This is a genomic window from Methylophilus sp. YYY-1, from assembly GCF_029132825.1.
In the GTDB taxonomy this organism is placed as follows: Bacteria; Pseudomonadota; Gammaproteobacteria; order Burkholderiales; family Methylophilaceae; genus Methylophilus; species Methylophilus glucosoxydans.
Window position 1 is genome coordinate 168479 of the sequence record NZ_WOVG01000001.1, and the last position, 18620, is coordinate 187098.

14 protein-coding genes and 1 tRNA gene are annotated in these 18620 nt (G+C 52.3%); 11 read left to right on the forward strand and 4 right to left on the reverse strand.

Annotated elements, in window-relative coordinates:
* Window positions 1-2 precede the first annotated feature (2 nt).
* From GOC95_RS00760 to GOC95_RS00770, 3 genes are all read left to right on the forward strand, one after another.
* Entirely contained in the window at window positions 3-779 is a 777-nt protein-coding gene (locus tag GOC95_RS00760) for a TatD family hydrolase (RefSeq protein ID WP_275355032.1), read from the forward strand.
* Window positions 770-1534 carry an MBL fold metallo-hydrolase gene (locus GOC95_RS00765; protein ID WP_275355034.1) on the forward strand — a complete coding sequence of 255 codons (765 nt, stop codon included), beginning with the start codon at window positions 770-772 and terminating at the stop codon, window positions 1532-1534. Before GOC95_RS00760 ends, GOC95_RS00765 begins: the two co-directional genes overlap by 10 nt.
* 137 nt (window positions 1535-1671) lie before the next feature.
* Window positions 1672-2040 carry a hypothetical protein gene (locus GOC95_RS00770; protein WP_194746858.1) on the forward strand — a complete coding sequence of 123 codons (369 nt, stop codon included), beginning with the start codon at window positions 1672-1674 and terminating at the stop codon, window positions 2038-2040.
* 640 nt (window positions 2041-2680) lie between these two features.
* On the opposite strand, the gene GOC95_RS00775 is transcribed toward GOC95_RS00770, so the two are convergent.
* Window positions 2681-2765: transfer RNA gene (locus GOC95_RS00775), tRNA-Leu, on the reverse strand.
* A 35-nt stretch (window positions 2766-2800) separates the two neighbouring features.
* Between GOC95_RS00775 and rnr the strand changes: the two genes are divergently transcribed.
* The 3 genes from rnr (at window position 2801) to GOC95_RS00790 (ending at window position 8015) form a co-directional block, all read left to right on the forward strand.
* Window positions 2801-5278: a ribonuclease R gene (gene rnr, locus GOC95_RS00780; protein ID WP_275355036.1), complete on the forward strand. Its 2478-nt coding sequence runs from the start codon at window positions 2801-2803 to the stop codon at window positions 5276-5278.
* A 188-nt stretch (window positions 5279-5466) separates the two neighbouring features.
* Entirely contained in the window at window positions 5467-6219 is a 753-nt protein-coding gene (gene rlmB / locus GOC95_RS00785; RefSeq protein WP_194746855.1) for a 23S rRNA (guanosine(2251)-2'-O)-methyltransferase RlmB, read from the forward strand.
* A gap of 17 nt (window positions 6220-6236) precedes the next feature.
* Entirely contained in the window at window positions 6237-8015 is a 1779-nt protein-coding gene (locus tag GOC95_RS00790) for an ABC transporter ATP-binding protein (protein ID WP_275355038.1), read from the forward strand.
* Window positions 8016-8062: 47 nt separating this feature from the next.
* Here the strand turns inward: GOC95_RS00790 and GOC95_RS00795 are convergent, their stop codons facing one another.
* Both GOC95_RS00795 and mqo read right to left on the reverse strand, forming a co-directional pair.
* A complete protein-coding gene (locus GOC95_RS00795; RefSeq protein WP_275355040.1) occupies window positions 8063-9853 on the reverse strand; it encodes an adenylyl cyclase in 1791 nt (596 codons plus the stop codon).
* 99 nt (window positions 9854-9952) lie between these two features.
* Complete coding sequence (gene mqo / locus GOC95_RS00800; RefSeq protein WP_275355041.1) at window positions 9953-11440, reverse strand: malate dehydrogenase (quinone); 1488 nt, start codon at window positions 11438-11440, stop codon at window positions 9953-9955.
* Between the two features lie 535 nt (window positions 11441-11975).
* Here mqo and GOC95_RS00805 point away from each other — a divergent pair.
* The 5 genes from GOC95_RS00805 to cimA all read left to right on the forward strand — a co-directional run bounded on the left by GOC95_RS00805 (window position 11976) and on the right by cimA (window position 17734).
* Window positions 11976-12467 carry a urate hydroxylase PuuD gene (locus tag GOC95_RS00805; RefSeq protein WP_275355042.1) on the forward strand — a complete coding sequence of 164 codons (492 nt, stop codon included), beginning with the start codon at window positions 11976-11978 and terminating at the stop codon, window positions 12465-12467.
* A 62-nt stretch (window positions 12468-12529) separates the two neighbouring features.
* Window positions 12530-13720 carry an aspartate aminotransferase family protein gene (locus GOC95_RS00810; RefSeq protein ID WP_275355044.1) on the forward strand — a complete coding sequence of 397 codons (1191 nt, stop codon included), beginning with the start codon at window positions 12530-12532 and terminating at the stop codon, window positions 13718-13720.
* Window positions 13721-13741: 21 nt separating this feature from the next.
* Window positions 13742-14656, forward strand: a complete 915-nt coding sequence (gene argF, locus GOC95_RS00815; RefSeq protein WP_275355046.1) for an ornithine carbamoyltransferase — start codon at window positions 13742-13744, stop codon at window positions 14654-14656.
* A gap of 268 nt (window positions 14657-14924) precedes the next feature.
* Entirely contained in the window at window positions 14925-16148 is a 1224-nt protein-coding gene (locus GOC95_RS00820) for an argininosuccinate synthase (protein ID WP_275355048.1), read from the forward strand.
* Between the two features lie 5 nt (window positions 16149-16153).
* Window positions 16154-17734 carry a citramalate synthase gene (gene cimA, locus GOC95_RS00825; RefSeq protein ID WP_275355050.1) on the forward strand — a complete coding sequence of 527 codons (1581 nt, stop codon included), beginning with the start codon at window positions 16154-16156 and terminating at the stop codon, window positions 17732-17734.
* Between the two features lie 22 nt (window positions 17735-17756).
* Here cimA and GOC95_RS00830 read toward each other — a convergent pair whose 3' ends face one another.
* The gene (locus tag GOC95_RS00830; RefSeq protein WP_194746848.1) at window positions 17757-18545 is read right to left on the reverse strand and encodes a helix-turn-helix transcriptional regulator; all 789 of its coding nucleotides are present in this window, start codon (window positions 18543-18545) and stop codon (window positions 17757-17759) included.
* Window positions 18546-18620 lie beyond the last annotated feature (75 nt).

Consider the following 18620-nt stretch of genomic DNA (forward strand, 5'->3'; position numbering starts at 1 on the left):
ATATGTTAGTAGATTCCCATTGCCACCTGAATTTTCCCGAGCTGGTCCAGAACATGGATCAGGTATTGGAGAGCATGCGCAGCAACCAGGTGGGGCATGCCTTGTGCGTCTCGGTCACGCTGGATAAATTCCCCGAAGTACTTGCCATTGCCGAGCAGTATCCCAACATTTATGCCTCAGTCGGCGTGCATCCAGATTACGAGGACATCACCGAGCCTACCGTACAAGGCCTGGTTGAACTGGCCAATCATCCACGCGTGGTGGCGATTGGCGAAACAGGGCTGGATTACTTCCGTTTAACTGGCGATTTGTCCTGGCAGCGCGAGCGCTTCAGAACGCATATCCGGGCGGCAAGGCAGACAGGTAAACCCTTGATCATCCATACCCGTAATGCGGTCGAGGATACGATCAAGATTATGCAGGAGGAGGGCGCGGCCGAGGTTGGTGGCGTCATGCACTGCTTTACAGAAAGCTGGGAGGTGGCCCAGGCCGCGATTGCCATGGGGTTCTATATCTCGTTTTCCGGCATCGTGACTTTTAAAAATGCCCAGGCGCTCAAAGAGGTCGCGCAAAAGGTGCCGCTGGCATCCATGTTGGTAGAAACCGACTCCCCCTATCTAGCACCTATCCCATTCCGTGGCAAAACCAATCAGCCCGCTTATGTGCGGCATGTGGCAGAAGAAATTGCGCGTCTGCGCGAGCAGCCATTACAGCAGATCATGGACGCAACTACCGCTAACTTTTTTAAACTGTTCAAGCACGCCCAGCCATGCAACTGACCATACTAGGCGTAGGCTCCAGCGCTGGCACGCCCGCGATCGGCTGCCAATGCGCCACCTGCAGCTCGACCGATACGCGCAACAAGCGCACACGTTGCTCCAGTATGGTCACACTGGATGACGGCCGGGTGATCCTCATAGACACCTCGCCAGACTTGCGCCTGCAAGCTTTGCGCCAACAGATGCGCAGGGTGGATGCCGTGCTGTACACTCACACCCATGCAGATCACCTGCACGGCATTGATGATTTACGCGCATTTTGCCAGATCAACCGCTGCCAGATTCCGCTCTACAGTTATCCCGAGGCGATTACCCATATTCAGGAAAAGTTTGGCTACACGCTGCGTGACCCCATCCCCACCTACTGGGACTTGCCCGTTTTGGCTGCACATACCGTCGAGGGCCCGTTTGAAGCGGCTGGTCAGCAGATTATTCCCATCCCCATCATGCACGGCAAAATCCGCATCTACGCCTACCGTATCGCTAACTTTGTCTACATGACCGATGTCTCCGAGATCCCGGAGAGCGCGTATGCCTTGCTGCAAGGGGTAGACCTGTTGCTCATAGATTGCCTGCGCGAAAAACCGCACCCCACGCATGTCAACGTTGAGCAATCACTGGCCTTGATTGAACGCATAGGCGCCAAGCGTAATGTGCTCATTCATATGACCCATGAGCTTGAATACCAGGCCCTGCAAGCCAGGGTGCCTGCCAATGTCCAGGTCGGTTATGACGGCATGCAACTTGATTTTTAAACGGTGCACCAAGGGCTTTAAATCTTGCACTGAAGCCAACTGGCCGATTAGCCAGGTCAACCAAAGCCAGACATAAACAGTTATACTTGTACAAAACAATAATTCAGTAATTTGATTTTGGATAACAGGAAGTAAACATGAAGGTATACACCCATCTTATGACCGCCTTGGTCACCGCCACACTTGCTCTGGCTGCAACCAGCGCACTGGCAGGCAAAACCTATGATGAAAATGACTTTATCAACGGCTTTAGCGGAAAATCCAAAAAAGTGGTGCTCGAAAAACTCGGCCAACCCTTTAAAAAACAGCAATCCGTCAAGCCCACCAACGCCAATAGCATGATCGCAGGCATCGGCAAACAACAAGACAGCTCAAAACCTGTACAGGTTGAGATGTGGTACTACAAAAACCTGGTGAAATACGACAAAAAGAACACGTACAAAGAAACCGAAGTCACGTTTGTGAATGACAGAGTGATGAATATTGGTTTCTTTAATAACCGCTAGGCAATTCAGTTGCTGGATTAAAAAAAGCCTCGGCAGACCGGGGCTTTTTTATTTTTCCATTAACCAGTAATGATTATGCGAGGTTTATGTTGCAATGCCATGCCGCTTGAATTTTGCTTATAATTTAGACAATTAAATAATCAATGATGGATGATTATTATAAATAGTCTAATTGATTACTTTGAACGGCTTCTAACTAACTTACATGGTCTCGACTCACATTTACATTCGTTTTAAGGTGCTAAATGAATCCTTTAAGAACCTAGTAGCGGGGTTTAACTCTCAGGTAAATTATAAAAGGTATCTAGGTGTGGATGGGGCAAGTGCGATGGGCGGAATAATGTTCGTGTCTTCATTTTTCCTACTCATAGGACTAATTTTACCCAGCTTTAAGGAGACACCTTGGGTGATGAAATGGGCCTACCCATGGGGTGCTATGATAATTTCGATTTTTCTAATTGTTATTTTTGATAGAAGAAAAAAAGGAATATAGGTTTTGAAGTTTAAACAGAGTCAATTACCAAAGAGTGTTAAACTGACCACATGTTGATTCAAAAAACAGCCAAGAAAATTCTTTGTAATACACAAAAAACATTGTTTGCTTGGGAGTCTAATTTGGCGCAGCTGGAAAGCTGCTTGATGGTGCCCAGAAGAGGACTCGAACCTCCACGTCGTTAAACACTAGTACCTGAAACTAGCGCGTCTACCAATTTCGCCATCTGGGCTAAAGAAGCTGTGCATTTTAAAGGAAGAATAAATATTGTCAACCAGAAAAACTAAAAAATCCCTGCGTGCAAATGACCCGCAGGCCCAGCGTGAAGCTGAGTTATACCAAACACCGCTGCCTAGTCGCGAGTTGGTGTTACAGTTGTTGTCAGACCAGGGCATTCCCCTGAGTGCTGAGCAGATTTATGTGATGCTCGATATCAGCCATGATGAGCGTGACATTTTTAACCGCCGGTTGGGTGCGATGGAGCGCGATGGCCAGTTAATGCGTAACCGCAAGGGCGCGTTTTGTTTACCGGATAAAATCCATTTGATTGCGGGGACCGTGTTCGGACATACCGATGGTTATGGGTTCCTGGTCCCCGATGATAAAAACAAAAATCCTGAAGATATCTTTTTAGGCCCCAAGGAAATGACCTTGGTCATGCATGGCGATCGCGCCATGGTGCGGCTGGCCGGGCTGGACCGCAGAGGTCGGCCTGAGGGCAAGCTGGTTGAGGTGCTGGAGCGGGCGAACAAGACGCTGGTAGGGCGCGTGATCCGTGCCCAGGGCGTAACCATCGTTGCGGCTGAAGACAAGCGTATCAGCCAGGATATTCTGATTCCTTACCATCTGGATATGGATGCGCAAGTGGGACAGGTGGTGACTGTTGAGTTAACCGAATATCCTTCTTCGCACTCTAACCCCATGGGAAAGATTGTCGAAATTTTGGGCAATTATGCGGATAGCGGCATGGAGATTGAGATTGCCTTGCGCAAGCATCATTTGCCGCACCAGTTCAATCCTGCGGCGCTCAAGCAGGCAGAAGACTTTCCTAAAACCGTACAAGCCAAAGATTATAAAGGTCGCAAGGATTTGCGTGATTTGGCTTTGATCACGATTGATGGCGAAACTGCACGTGACTTTGACGATGCTGTGTTTGCCGAGCCGCAAGGCAAAGGCTGGCGCCTGGTGGTGGCGATTGCGGACGTGAGTTTTTATGTGCAGCCTGGGGACGCGCTGGATAAAGAGGCGTTTGACCGCGGCAACTCGGTGTATTTTCCGCGTCGTGTGATCCCGATGTTGCCAGAGGCTTTGTCTAACGGGCTGTGTTCGTTGAACCCGGATGTTGAGCGATTGTGCATGGTGTGCGATATGCAGGTGGACGGGCAGGGCGTGGTCAAGCAATACCAGTTTTACCCGTCGGTGATGCGGTCTAAAGCGCGCATGACGTATACCAAAGTCGCTGCTTTATTGCAGGGCGAAGATGCTGCGTTGAGTGAGGAATATACCTGGCTGTTACCGCATTTGCAGAACCTCAACAGCGTGTTCAGGCTCATGCTGACACAACGCGAAAAACGCGGTGCGGTGGAGTTTGAATCCACTGAAACCATGATGGTGTTTAACGATAATGGCAAAATCGACAAGATTGTGCCGGTGGTGCGCAATGATGCGCATAAACTGATTGAAGAGTGCATGCTGGCGGCCAACGTCTGTGCCGCTGACTTTTTGCTCAAAAACGAGCAGACCTGCCTGTTCCGTATCCATGAAGGGCCGACGCCAGAAAAACTTGAGGCCTTGCGCCTGTTTATGGGCGAATTTGGTTTTGGTGTGGGTGGGGGCGAGAGCCCGCACGCCAAAGACTACGCCAAACTCATGCAGCGTATCAAAGAACGTCCGGATGCGCAGTTATTACAGACGGTCTTGTTACGCTCGATGCAGCAGGCGGTGTACAGCCCGGATAACGTCGGCCACTTTGGCCTGGCGTATGAGGCGTATACGCATTTCACTTCGCCGATCCGCCGCTATCCTGACTTGCTGGTGCATAGAGCAATCAAGGCGGTGGTGGAAGGTAAGCGATATCAGGCCAAAGACTGGCATCACCTTGGCGTGCATTGCTCCATGACCGAGCGCCGTGCCGACGACGCAACCCGCGATGTGACGAACTGGCTCAAATGCTTTTACATGCAGGATAAGGTGGGTGAGGTGTTCAGTGGCACCGTGGCAGGCGTCACCAGCTTTGGTTTGTTTGTGGCGCTGGATGAGGTTTATGTGGAAGGCTTGCTGCATGTCACCGACCTGGGCAATGACTATTTCATTCATGACAAAGCTCGGCATGAGATGGTGGGCGAGCGCACTGGCGTGCGCTATCGTTTAGGCGACCGCTTAACCGTGAAGGTGGTGCGTGTGGATCTTGAAACCACGCGTATTGACTTTACACTGGTCGGCAAGTCAGAGGGCGTGGTTGATCCGGCAGATGGTACTGTCGCTGAATCGTTGGCCGTGTCCAGCGTGAAAAAGACACGGTCTACCAAGCCGGTTGAAAAGGTGGTGCCCGCAGTGTGGGAAGCACCCAAAACGGCTAAACAACCAGCCAAAAAATCAACCAGATCCGGCACCAGCACGCCTCGCAGCGCCGCAGACAAGCCCGCTGCGAGCAAACCTGCTCCGGCCAGAAGCCGCTCAGCCAAAGACAAGGGCCGCCATTCTGCGCAAAAAAATAAAGGCAAACCCAAGGCGAAAGCCCGATAATCCCAGCCGTTCAATCAGATTGAAAAATTGCTTTATGAAAAATCTGGGATAATAGCGGTTAATGCAATATTGCCCTGCTTGGGGCATCTCGTCGCGCACGGGGCAGTGAATGTAGCTGCCTCTGCGCGATTCGTATTTTCACTTTTGCCTAAGCATAAGCAAAAGAGATCAAAAATTTAGGAGTGATTATGTCGGAAGCCCGCATTTTGTTTGGTTTTCATGCGGTGTTGAGTCGCATGCGTCAGCATGGTAGCAGCATTCAGGAAATTATTATTGACCAGGACCGGGTGGACGCGCGGATGCGTGATTTGCTTGAGATGGCTAAAGGGCAGAATATCCGCGTGATTCAGGCGGATCGCCAGCGCCTTGATGGCTTTATCGGTGCGCATGGCCGCCATCAGGGCGTGATTGCGCGCGTGATTGAAACGCCCATGCCTTACAAGGATATCCACGATGTGCTGGAGTCTGATCTGGACGAACCACCGTTCTTCCTGGTGCTGGATGGTGTGCAAGATCCGCATAACCTCGGGGCTTGTTTGCGGGTGGCCGATGCCATGGGTGTGCATGCGATTATTGCACCCAAAGACCGCTCTGTTGGCCTGAATGGCACGGTGCGTAAGGTTGCCAGTGGCGCGGCCGAAACGGTGCCATTTATTGCCGTGACCAATCTGGCGCGCACCTTACGCGAGCTGAAAGAAGCGGGGGTGTTTATTGTTGGCACCACCATGGATGCGCCGGGCTCGTTGCACAATACCAAGCTGCAAGGCCCTATCGCCCTGGTGATGGGGGCTGAGGGCGATGGCATGCGTCGATTGACCGAGGAAACGTGTGATGCCCTGATTACCATCCCCATGTTTGGCACGGTACAAAGCCTGAATGTGAGTGTGGCCAGTGGCATTGCGTTATATGAGATTCGTCGTCAGCGCGTCTTGGCCGTCTAACTAAGACCTCAATCCCCATGACCCTAAGCTTGCAGGATTTGTGGCAGCAACTGCGCCAGCAGGCCCGCCGTTTGTGGTTGGGGCAATGCCTGGCTTTTTGCGGGGCGATGGTGGCGGTGCCGATTCCGCTATTGATGCCCTTGCTGGTGGATGAGGTATTACTGCACCAACCGGGCAAACTCACGAAATTAATGACGGCGCTGCTCCCCGCCGAATGGCTGGGGCCGATTGCCATTATTGTGGTGGTGACGGTGTTCACGATCAGCTTGCGCTTAAGTAGTGTGTTACTCGGCGTGGCGACCACCCGTATTTTTGTCGGCTTATCCAAACAGGTGACGCTGGGAGTACGGCAAATGCTGCTGGATAAACTGGGCAGGATACGCATGCAAGTCTATGAAAGCCTGGGTGCAGGGCAAGTTACTGCCAGGCTGCTCACCGATATTGAGACGCTGGACAAGTTTTTAGGTGAAACCATCGCCAAAGTGCTGGTCGCCGTCTTAAGCGTGATTGGCGTAGCTGGTGTCTTGCTATGGATGCATTGGCAACTGGCGTTGATTATCCTGTTCTTGAATCCGTTTGTGATCGCGCTGACCATGATCTTGGGCAAAAAGGTCAAAGCCTGGAAGCAGCGTGAGAATGGCGCCTTTGAGGTTTTGTCGCAATCGGTGAACGAGACGCTGGAAGTGATGCAGCAACTGCGGGCCAGCAATAGCGACCGCCGCTTTCTTGATAAAGCCAAGCAGGCGGCAGAGGCAGTCAGAGCCGCCGCCACGGCTTCCGGCTGGAAGTCTGATGCTTTGGCGCGTTTGTCATTCGGCGTGTTTTTATTTGGCTTTGAGGTTTTTCGTGCCGTCGCCATGTTGATGGTGGTGTTTTCCAACTTGTCTGTCGGCCAGATGATCGCTGTGTTTGGTTACCTGTGGTTCATGATGGGCCCGGTGCAAGAGCTGTTGTCGGTACAAGTGTCTTATTACGCGGCCAAGGCGGCGCTAGGTAGGATCAACCAGGTATTGGCGGCGGATGAAGAACCCCATTATCCTGCCACCGTACAAGCCTTGGATGCACACTCGCCTGCAGCAATCCGCCTGCAAAACGTGACCTTTGCTTATGGCGAAGGCGATCCTATTCTGGCCGACGTGACGCTGGATATTGCACCGGGTGAGCAAGTGGCGCTGGTCGGGGTCTCAGGCGCGGGCAAGTCCACCCTGGTGCAACTGTTGCTGGGCTTGTATGCCCCCACTCAGGGCCAGATCTTATTCAACGGCCAGCCGATTGAGCAGTTGGGCTATGCACAAGTGCGCGAACACTTGGGCGTGGTGTTGCAACAACCCATGTTGTTTAATGACAGCGTGCGCCAAAACCTGAGTCTGGAGACCGCTTATTCGGATGATGCCTTATGGCAGGCGCTTGAAATTGCGCAGCTGGCGCAATTTGTGCGCGATTTGCCACAAGGGCTGGCGTCGCAGCTTGGACGCAGTGGGGTGCGCTTGTCCGGTGGCCAACGTCAACGGCTGGCGATTGCTCGCATGATGCTGAAACAGCCGCAAATCGTCATCTTGGATGAGGCGACCTCCATGCTGGATACGCATACAGAAGCTTTGCTGCATCAGGCAATGCGCACTTTTTTGCGTGGGCGCACGACCATCATCATTGCTCACAGATTATCTGCCGTGAAAGATGCTGACCGCGTGCTGGTGTTTGATGGGGGCCGCATCATTGAGGAAGGGCAGCATGACACGCTGGTACAGCAGGCCGGCAGTATCTATCAACGCTTGTATGGCCAGCAGGCCAGCTAAGATTTGAGCCGCCTGCAGCTAAATTCAGGCGCTCACAAGGTAATACGTTAAGGCTTCAACAGACGAGACACTTCACTGCCTGGTTTGGCAGCGTCGCCAATGGTATTGAGCACATGTGTGATTTCGCCCGTCCCGCCCAGCGAAACGCTGGTCATGCGCTCAAACTGGATATGTTCACCCAGAGGTGCCTCAATCGCGCTGCTTAGTTTGACTTCCGGGTTGTCATTAAAAAAGCAGTACACGCCCATGCCGATAGCCCTGTGCTGTGTGACGTGATCAGCCACCTTGTAAGAGGCAAAGCCGTTGCTGCTGCCATTCATCCAGCTGGCCTGGTTGGGGACATCATAGGGCGCTTCACTCTGGTAAAAATACACGGCGCCATTTTCGCCATTCCACACGGTTTGGTAGTCGTGGAAGTGCTCGACAAACAAGCCATACATGGTGACATCATCCCCGTTCACCACGATGCCATGCTTGGTTTTATTCATAGACCAGCCGATGCCGTTGCCATGGTCGCCGCGCCATACCCACAAGTTATCGCCAATCACGTGATTGCTATTGATGATGACGCTATGCGTGGCATTGCCCACGCTGGCGCCGCCTACCCGGAAAAACACATCATGCAGGCTGATCGGGTTTTGGGCATGCGAGGTCGCGGTTTTGCTTTGGCCAACGTGCAATAACACCTCACTGTTTTTCTCACCTGCATCAAACAGCAGGCCGCCCAGGATCACGCCATCGGCATCTTGCACTTGCATGGCGGGGTTGCCATGGGTAGGCAGCAGGGTGGCGATGCCCAAGCCGAGCACCACGGTATTGGCGCGCGAAATGTTGAGGGCTTTGTCTAGCGGGTAAATGCCCGGCGTCAGCAACAGATGCAGGCCTTTGGCAAGCGCTGCATTCAGGCTGTCAGCGTTATCTGTTGCCGCTTTGGCAATATAAAAACGGCTCAAGGGAATCGTCGTGCCGTCCAGGTGGGCGTCTTGCCAACTGATGCCTTGCGTCTGCTGACGCAAGGGAGGGACGTAAACCTGGTATTCACCAGCCGCGGTCACTGTCAAAAACGGCTTCTCGCGTACGATAGGCGTTTGCGGGACGTCGGTATAGGGTGGGTTAGGCCAATGCGACGCATCCGGGGCATGCTTGACGCCAACAAAGACCATATTCCAGTTGGCATTGGTCCAGCTGCCAATGTTGCTGTTTCTGGTTAACCATTGCTGCTGGGTGCCCGAATTGACTTGCTGGTCAATCAGGCTGTCGGCGATAAAGCCGCCACTGGACCAGCCGCCATTATCATCCAGCAACATATTGCCACGCACATGCAGACGGCGTAGCGGTGAAGCTTGCGACACCGCCCATTGCATGGTGCCATTATCCGGCGTCACCGACAGGTTCTCTACGCTACGCCAGAAATTTTGTGTGGCATCTTCTTCGTGCCAGGTGGCCTTGACCTCAATCCCGCCCTGCAACATGACGTCATCAGGGTAGCTGCCCAGACCCATGAGTTGGGTATAAAAGCCCAACTTGATCTTGTTATGGTAGACGCCCGGTTTGAACAATACCGCATAGCGTTCAGGCCCAAACTGGTTACTTTCTTGTTGTTTGAACAGGGCATCCAGCCTGGCCTGCACTTCTTCCGCCGGCATTTGTGGGTCGAGCACAAACACGTTCTCGCCAAAGTCGGGGGCACTGGCTTGCACTTTATGGGCATCCGCCTGGCATCCGGCTAAAAACAAAGCGGTGAGGCCCGCGCCAAATAGGGTAAACAGTGTTTTGTCGGCAATCCCGGAATACATAAACAGTTCGCTTTCTCTTACAAGTCCTCTAGTCAGGACCACGCTATTGTCCAGAAAATTCAAATTTTGTTGGCTTGCATGGCCGTCAGCAATGGGTGGTGCGATCCCGGGTTGCCAGACCTGCTGAGCTAGTTCAGCAAACTAACCCAGTTGCAAGGTACTCAAGGTTTCACTACGCACACGTGCCAGCAGTTGCGCATCGTCAATCAATGATTCGCCATAGGAGGGAATCATGGACTTGAGCGTCTCTTGCCAGGTCTGGCTTTGCATGCGTTTGGCAAAACAGCGCTGTAATACATCCAACATGGCCTGGACGCTCACAGATGCGCCAGGCGAAGCGCCGAGCAAGGCCGCCAGGCTACCATCGGCGCTGGCCACAATCTCAGTGCCAAATTCGAGTTTTCCCCAATGCTGATGGCAGCGTTTGATGATTTGTACCCGCTGCCCGGCGTGCGCCAATTGCCAGTGCTGGCTATCGGCCGCAGGCAGAAATACGCGCAAGGCAGACATGCGCTGCTCATGCGTTTGAAACACTTCCTTGATCAGGTATTTGGTCAGGTCCAGATTGTGTCGGCCCGCACCGAGCAGGCTCTTGATGTTTCTGACTTTGACGGATTTGGCCAGGTCGAAACGCGAGCCTTGCTTGAGAAAGCGCGTGGTGAATCCGGCATAGGGCCCAAATAGCAGCGCAGGCTTGCCTTGTATCATGCGCGTATCCAGATGCGGCACCGACATGGGTGGTGCGCCGACCGCAGCCTGGCTGTAAACCTTGGCATGATGGGTGTTGATCAGCGAGGGTTCATTACAAATCAACCATTGGCCACTGACCGGAAAACCGCCATAGCCATTCGCTTCAGGGATCCCCGACTGCTGCAACAAGGGCAAGGCGCCGCCGCCGGCACCTAAAAACACAAACTGGGCTTCCAGAGTTTGTTTTTTACCAGTGACCAGATCCTGCACTTGAACTTGCCAGGGATGTTTTTCGCGCTTGTTCACTTGCTTGAGCTTGGTGACGCGGGATTGGGTGAGCAAGGTAAAGTTGGCTTGCGTCTTGAGGTGAGACACCAACTGCCTTGTCAGTGCGCCAAAATTGACATCCGAGCCATGGGCGACGCGTGTGGCAGACATGTGCGCGCCGCTTTCACGGCCACGCATCATCAGGGGCATCCACTCGTTCAGGGTTTCCGGCTGCTTGCTCCACTGCATCTCGGCGAATAAAGGATGCGCTTGTAATAACTCAAATCGCTGACGCAAAAAAGCACCGTCTTCAGCACCCCAAACCGCACTCAGGTGCGGGACGCGCTGGATAAATGCTGCCGCTTGCAGTGCCCCTTCTTTTGTCAGGGTAGACCAATATTGCAGAGACACCTCAAAGGCGGCGTTGATCTCTAGTGCGCGCCGAATCTGAATCTCTCCCTGCCGGTTTTTGGGGGTGTAGTTGAGCTCACAATACCCCGCATGGCCAGTGCCTGCATTATTCAGTGCATCAGAACTTTCAAGCGCAACGTCTTCGAGTTGCTCCACCATGCATATGCTTAAGGTCGGGTCGAGTCTATGCAATAGAGACGCCAGCGTTGCGCTCATAATGCCGCCGCCAACCAGCACGACATCGATGTCTGTTGTTGCCATGGTGCGAGTGTCCCCTCATTGTCGCGCCTGCAGATTGGGCGCAAATTATATTGACGCCGCGCATTATAAATCGAAAAACCACGCGTATCATCTAAACTTGATGCTTTCGTGACGCATGCCAATAAGCCTGGGGCTAACTTGTCAATAAATTGCTTTTACGGTAAGCTTAAGGATGAAATTAAAAAGGTTCAAAACCACAAAAAAATCAAGCCTGGCTTGGGTTTATCTTCAACCGGATTTGACTGGAACAAGATTTACTGGGTCGTTGATCTGAATTTCCGATTTGGTGTTGTCTCATGGCAATCGTTATGCTCTTGAGACACCTAAATTTAGGCGCATGAAAATGTTTACGAGTGGCTAGCCGGCATAGCCACCATGCGGATCTAGTCCGATCAGGCTTAAAAACACAAAAGGGTTGGGGTGTATATGAAAAATCCGTTGGAATCTGTTGCAGGATCCGTTCTCTCTGGTGTGTTGCTCACGCTGGCGCTGGTTTTTTTCCTCAAAAATTTTGTGGTTGCAGGAGGCTGATACGATGGAACTGGTTCCGGCACTCGCAAGATGGTTTCATGTATTGGCAGGCATTACCTGGGTGGGCCTGCTCTATTATTTTAATCTGGTGCAAATGGCAGGCTTGAAAGCGGCCGCAGCAGACGGTACGGCTGCGGGTATTAACAAACATATCGCGCCACGTGCCTTGCTGTGGTTTCGTTGGTCTGCTGTGGTGACCTGGCTGGCGGGTGCGGCATTGTTGGGCCCACATTTTACCGATGCGTTCGCCTTGCGAGGCGGGTTTGAATTGATTGGTGTGGGTGCCTGGCTGGGGACCATTATGCTGTTTAATGTTTGGGTGCTGATTTGGCCCAATCAGAAAAAAATACTTGGCATGGTGGCAGCCGATGAACAGGCGAAAAACAATGCAAGACGTGTTGCCATGCTGGCCTCACGCACGAACTTGATGCTTTCCTTGCCCATGCTGTTTTTTATGGCCAATGGGTTGAGTCATCGAGCCGTATTAGGGTTTTAGCGGGTTTAAGACGTTTACGGCGGCTTAAGCCGCCGTTTTTGTTTTTTGAAAAAGGGTTTGAAATGCATTCGGAACATTTAATGAACACCTATGGCAGACAGCCAGTGACCTTTGTTAAAGGTGAGGGCGTCTGGCTCACAGACACTGCCGGTGATCGCTATCTGGATGCGCTGTCTGGCGTGGCGGTGAATGGCTTGGGTCATACCCATCCCAAATTTGTAGCGGCGCTCAATGCACAAATCGCCAAACTGATCCATGTCTCCAATATTTACCAGATTGCAGAACAAGCTGCGTTGGCCGACAAAGTGGCCGAGTTGTCTGGCATGGATCGCATATTTTTCTGTAACTCAGGCTGTGAAGCCAATGAGGCCGCGATTAAATTGGCGCGTTTGTACGGACACAACAAAGGCATAGACCATCCTGAAATCATCGTCATGGATCAAAGCTTTCACGGCAGGACCATGGCTACTTTGTCAGCGACGGGTAACCGTAAGGTGCAAGCCGGTTTTGAGCCGTTGGTGAGTGGGTTTGTCCGCGTGCCTTTTGATGACATCGAAGCTGTCAAAGCGATTGCTGCCCATAAAAACAATGTGGTGGCTATTCTGGTTGAGCCTGTGCAAGGCGAAGGCGGGATTCATATTCCAGCCAGTTTGAAAGCCTATTTGCAAGGCTTGCGTGCGCTGTGCGATGCCAATGGCTGGCTGTTAATGCTGGATGAAGTCCAGTCTGGCATTGCCAGAACCGGCACCTGGTTTGCTTTTCAGCACAGTGGCATTCTGCCGGACGTGATGACACTGGCCAAAGGCTTGGGCTCTGGTGTGCCGATTGGGGCTTGTGTTGCGCGCGGCGTGGCTGCGGAAACCTTTACACCAGGCAAACATGGCTCTACCTTTGGCGGGAACCCGCTGGCCACGGCTGCTGGTCTGGCCACATTAAATATCATTTCCGAAGAACAATTACGTGAAAACGCACAGACGGTTGGCGACTATATTCGCGAACAGTTTACGCTTGCGCTCAAAGGCGAGGCCGGAGTCGTCAATGTACGCAATGCCGGCATGATGATAGGCATTGAGCTTGACAGGCCGTGTGCCGAGCTGGTCAAGCAGGCGCTGGCGGCCAAGTTGCTGATTAATGTCACCTCAGAAAAAGTGATTCGTTTGTTACCACCGCTGATCATGAATAAGCAGGAAGCAGATGAGTTGGTAAGCAGGTTAACGCCCCTGATTTTAAATTTCTTAAAGGCAAATGCTTGATTACGCAAGCGTCTACACATCATGAGTATTAAACATTTTTTGCAATTTAATGACCTGACACGCGATGAGATAGAGCACATCTTTACCCGTGCCAAATGGATTAAATCGCAATTTAAAGATTACAAACAATACTGGCCGCTGGTCGATCGCACGCTGGTCATGATTTTTGAAAAAGCCAGTACGCGTACCCGCTTGTCTTTTGAAGCTGGCATGCAGCAACTGGGCGGCTCAGCCATCTATCTCAACACCCGTGACTCGCAACTGGGGCGTGGCGAGCCGGTAGAAGATGCGGCACAGGTGATTTCGCGCATGAGTGACATCGTCATGATCCGCACGTTTGAGCAAAGCATCATTGAGCGTTTTGCGCAAAACTCGCGCGTGCCGGTGATCAATGGTCTGACCAACGAATATCACCCATGCCAGATCCTGGCGGATATTTTTACCTTTATCGAGCACAGAGGTTCGATCCAGGGTAAAACCGTGGCCTGGATTGGCGACAGCAATAACGTCTGTAACACCTGGTTGCAGGCGGCAGAAGTGCTGGACTTTAATGTGCATGTGTCGACCCCGCCTGGCTATGAAGTCGAACCAGAGCGCGCTAACTTGTACGGCACGGATCATTTCGAGTCATTTGCTGACCCGATGGAGGCAGCTCTCGGCGCGGATCTGGTCACGACCGATGTCTGGACCAGCATGGGCTTTGAGGCCGAAAACGAAGAGCGCCGCAAAGACTTCGCTGATTGGCAAGTCGACGCTGACATGATGAAGGTCGCAAAAGCCGATGCCTTGTTTATGCACTGCTTGCCTGCGCACCGTGGTGAAGAAGTTTCGGCCGAGGTCATTGATGGCGCGCAAAGCGTGGTCTGGGACGAAGCCGAGAACAGACTGCACACGCAAAAAGCGCTGATGGAATATTTGTTGTTGGGCAAAGTTTGATTTTTCACCACTGAGACCCAGAGTGTTTCAAGGTGGTTTTCTCCTTGCCCTCTGTGATCTCTGTGGCAAAAAATTGTTTTTTTATAGGTTCACTCTGACACGAAGTTGAAATTAAGCGTGTCAGACTGGCGTGACAGTAAACGTGACGCCAAAAGCATGTGTTAGCCACAGACAACACAGAGGTCGCAGAGAAAAAGCGCTTTTACAGATTTTCTCTTTATCTCGTTAGCTGTGAGGTAAAAATATTTTTTATGGAAATACAACTTCAATGAGCGATATTAAAAAAGCCGTATTGGCCTATTCTGGCGGCCTTGACACTTCCGTGATTCTGAAATGGTTGCAAGACACTTATCAATGTGAGGTGGTCACGTTTACTGCTGACCTTGGACAGGGCGAAGAGCTGGAGCCCGCGCGTGAAAAAGCCAAAAAATTTGGCGTGAACGAAATCTATATTGATGACCTGCGTGAAGAGTTTGTGCGTGACTTTGTGTTCCCGATGTTCCGTGCCAACACCGTTTACGAAGGTGAATATTTGCTTGGGACCTCGATTGCGCGTCCGCTGATTGCCAAGCGCCTGATTGAAATTGCCAACGAAACCAAAGCGGATGCTATTTCGCATGGTGCCACCGGCAAGGGTAACGACCAGGTGCGTTTTGAGCTGGGTGCCTATGCCTTGAATCCCAACATCAAAATTATCGCGCCATGGCGTGAATGGGATCTGTTGTCCCGTGAAAAACTGCTGGCCTATGCCGAAAAACATGGCATCCCGGTCGAGATGAAGCACAAGCAAGGCGGCAGCCCTTATTCAATGGATGCCAACCTGTTGCATATTTCCTACGAAGGCCGTCACCTGGAAGACCCGGCAGCGGAAGCCGAGGAAGACATGTGGCGCTGGACCGTATCCCCTGAAAAAGCGCCTGACGCGGCCGAGTATCTGGACCTTGAGTTCAAACAGGGTGACATTGTTGCGCTTAATGGCAAATCCATGAAAGCACACGAGATTCTGGCTGAGCTGAACCGCTTGGGTGGCAAACATGGTGTGGGTCGTCTGGACCTGGTGGAAAACCGCTATGTAGGCATGAAGTCCCGTGGTTGCTACGAAACTCCAGGCGGCACCATTATTCTGAAAGCGCACCGTGCGATTGAAAGCATTACGCTGGACCGCGAAGTGGCGCACTTGAAGGATGATTTGATGCCACGTTACGCCAGCCTAATCTATAACGGCTATTGGTGGAGCCCAGAGCGTGTTGCCTTGCAAACTTTGATCGACCATACCCAGGCGACGGTGAATGGCTGGGTGCGCGTGAAGTTGTACAAAGGCAACGTGATTGTGGTTGGCCGTGACAGCAAAACTGATTCGTTGTTTGACTCGACCATTGCGACGTTTGAGGATGACAAAGGCGCTTACGACCAGAAAGATGCCGGCGGGTTTATCAAGTTGAATGCTTTGCGCATGCGTATTGCAGCCAACTTGCACAGCCGTAAAAAATAATTCTTATGGCTCATCGACGCGTCATTGCCTACGACTCTACCTTGCGCGATGGCGCGCAAGCGCAGGGAGTGTCTTTTTCGGTTGAGGATAAACTCAAGGTGGTTCAGCGTCTGGATCAGTTGGGCATCGGCTACATTGAGGCCGGTAATCCTGGCTCTAACCCGAAAGACCTCGAGTTTTTTGCCCGCGTCGGCGAGCTCCATCTTCAGCATGCCAAAATTATTGCGTTTGGCAGTACACGCCGCATTGGCATTACCGCAGCAGAAGACAAGAATTTGCAGTCGCTATTATCAGCCAACACAACGGCGGTGGCTATTTTTGGCAAGAGTTGGGATTGCCAGGTTACTGACATTCTGCGCACGACGCTAGACGAAAACCTGGCCATGATTGCCGATACCATTGCCTACCTCAAGGCGCAAGGCAAAGAGGTGGTGTTTGACGCCGAGCATTTTTACGATGGCTATCAAGCCAATGCCGACTATGCCATGCAGACATTGCAAGTGGCGGTAAACGCTGGGGCGGATGTGTTGGCCTTATGTGATACCAATGGCGGCACTTTCCCAAACGAGGTATTCAGCATCACGCAAACAGTGGTGAACCGTTTCCCTGCAGTGCAGATTGGCATTCATTGCCATAATGACTGTGAAATGGCGGTCGCCAACTCGGTGGCTGCCGTGCAGGCTGGCGCCATGCAGGTGCAAGGCACCATCAACGGTATTGGTGAACGCTGCGGCAACGCCAACCTGGTGTCGATTATCCCTAATGTGCAGCTAAAACTGGGTTTGGCCTGTATTTCAGAGTCGCAATTATCTGGGTTGACGGCCGCCGCACGCTTTGTCAGTGAAGTCGCCAATGTTGCGTTTAACGACAAGGCGCCTTATGTCGGGCAGGATGCCTTTGCACATAAGGGCGGCATGCATATTGATGCAGTGAATAAAAATCCGAAATCTTATGAACACATCAACCCTGGCATGGTTGGCAATGAGAGACATATTCTGGTCTCTGAAGTCGCGGGGCGCGGGGCGATTCTGCGCAAGTTGCAACAAATTGATCCTAGCCTGACCAAAGAGTCTCAAGCAGCAGTGAATATCCTGGAGCAGCTGAAAGCACTGGAGCATGAAGGGTATCAGTTTGAAAATGCCGAGAGCTCGTTTGACTTGCTGATGCAGAAGTTACTGGGCAAGTTCAAGCCGTTTTTCAGCCTCAAGCAATACCATGTCAATATTTACGAACCGTCCGCGGATGGGCTGAATTCCTCGGTGACGATACACATCAGCGTGAATGGCCAGGAAACCAGCGCAACCGCTCAGGGCGATGGTCCCGTGAACGCCCTGGACAAGGCCATGCGCAAGGCGCTGCAGCCGTTTTATCCGGCCATCAATGAAATCAAGCTGGTCGATTACAAAGTGCGGGTGCTGGACTCCAACCTGGCCACGGCAGCGAAGGTGCGCGTGTTGATTGAGTCTACCGATCAGCAAAGCAACTGGACCACCATCGGTGTTTCTTCTGACATCATCCAGGCATCCTGGCTGGCCTTGAAGGATGCGATTGAATACAAGTTGTCGCAATCGCGGACAAGCCCATAAGCGCAGCAAACCCGAACGCTGATTAGTCAGCAGGTTGCAGCAACACCAGTTTAAGGTGTTCCTGTTCTACCGGACGTAGCGTCACCTGCTGATATTGAATCAAGCCTTGCGTCGGGTGTTGAAAGGCGCGCTGTCCACCTTGCCTTTCCAGCACATCATGCTGTTTCCAGAACGCTGCAAACTCTGCACTGGCATTGCTCAGTTCGTCGATGAGTTTCTTGATTTCAGGCTCTTCCAGCCGTGTGCGGCTGTCCGCTCTGAATTCTGCCACCAGTCTGCGCGCGCGCATGTCCCAGTTCACTACAAACTGTTTTGCCGCCGGATGTGCAAACACAAAGCGTAGCAGGTTAGGGTGTTCGCCAGCAGGCCACTCAATATCCAGCAGTCCACTAAATAAATCACTTGCTGCGGTATTCCAGGCCAACATGTCCCAGGTGCGGCCCATGATATACGCCGGAATCTGGATGTGTTTCAGCATGGTCACCAGGGTTTCCGGCGCCGTATCAACTTGGTTCTGGTGGGCATGCGGGTCACGGCGGTCTGCCATGTCAAACAGATAGCTACGTTCAGATTTGCTCAGTTTGAGCGCATTGGCCAGGCGGTCCAGGGCTTCGGCCGACACATTGACTTCGCGCGCTTGCTCGATCCAGGTGTACCAGGTAGCGCTGATCCCTGCCAATTGAGCCACTTCTTCGCGGCGTAGCCCTTGGGTGCGACGGCGAACGCCTGATGGAAAACCAAAGGCTTCCGGGCTGCCACGCTGGCGCATGGCTTGTAAAAATTCTGCGAGCTCCTGGCGTCTTGAATCCATCTTTTCCTGTTGAGCATCAATTGCTTGCGTGTGCAGCGGCTGTTTAAAGTGGTAGTTTCAATACTAGTATAAATC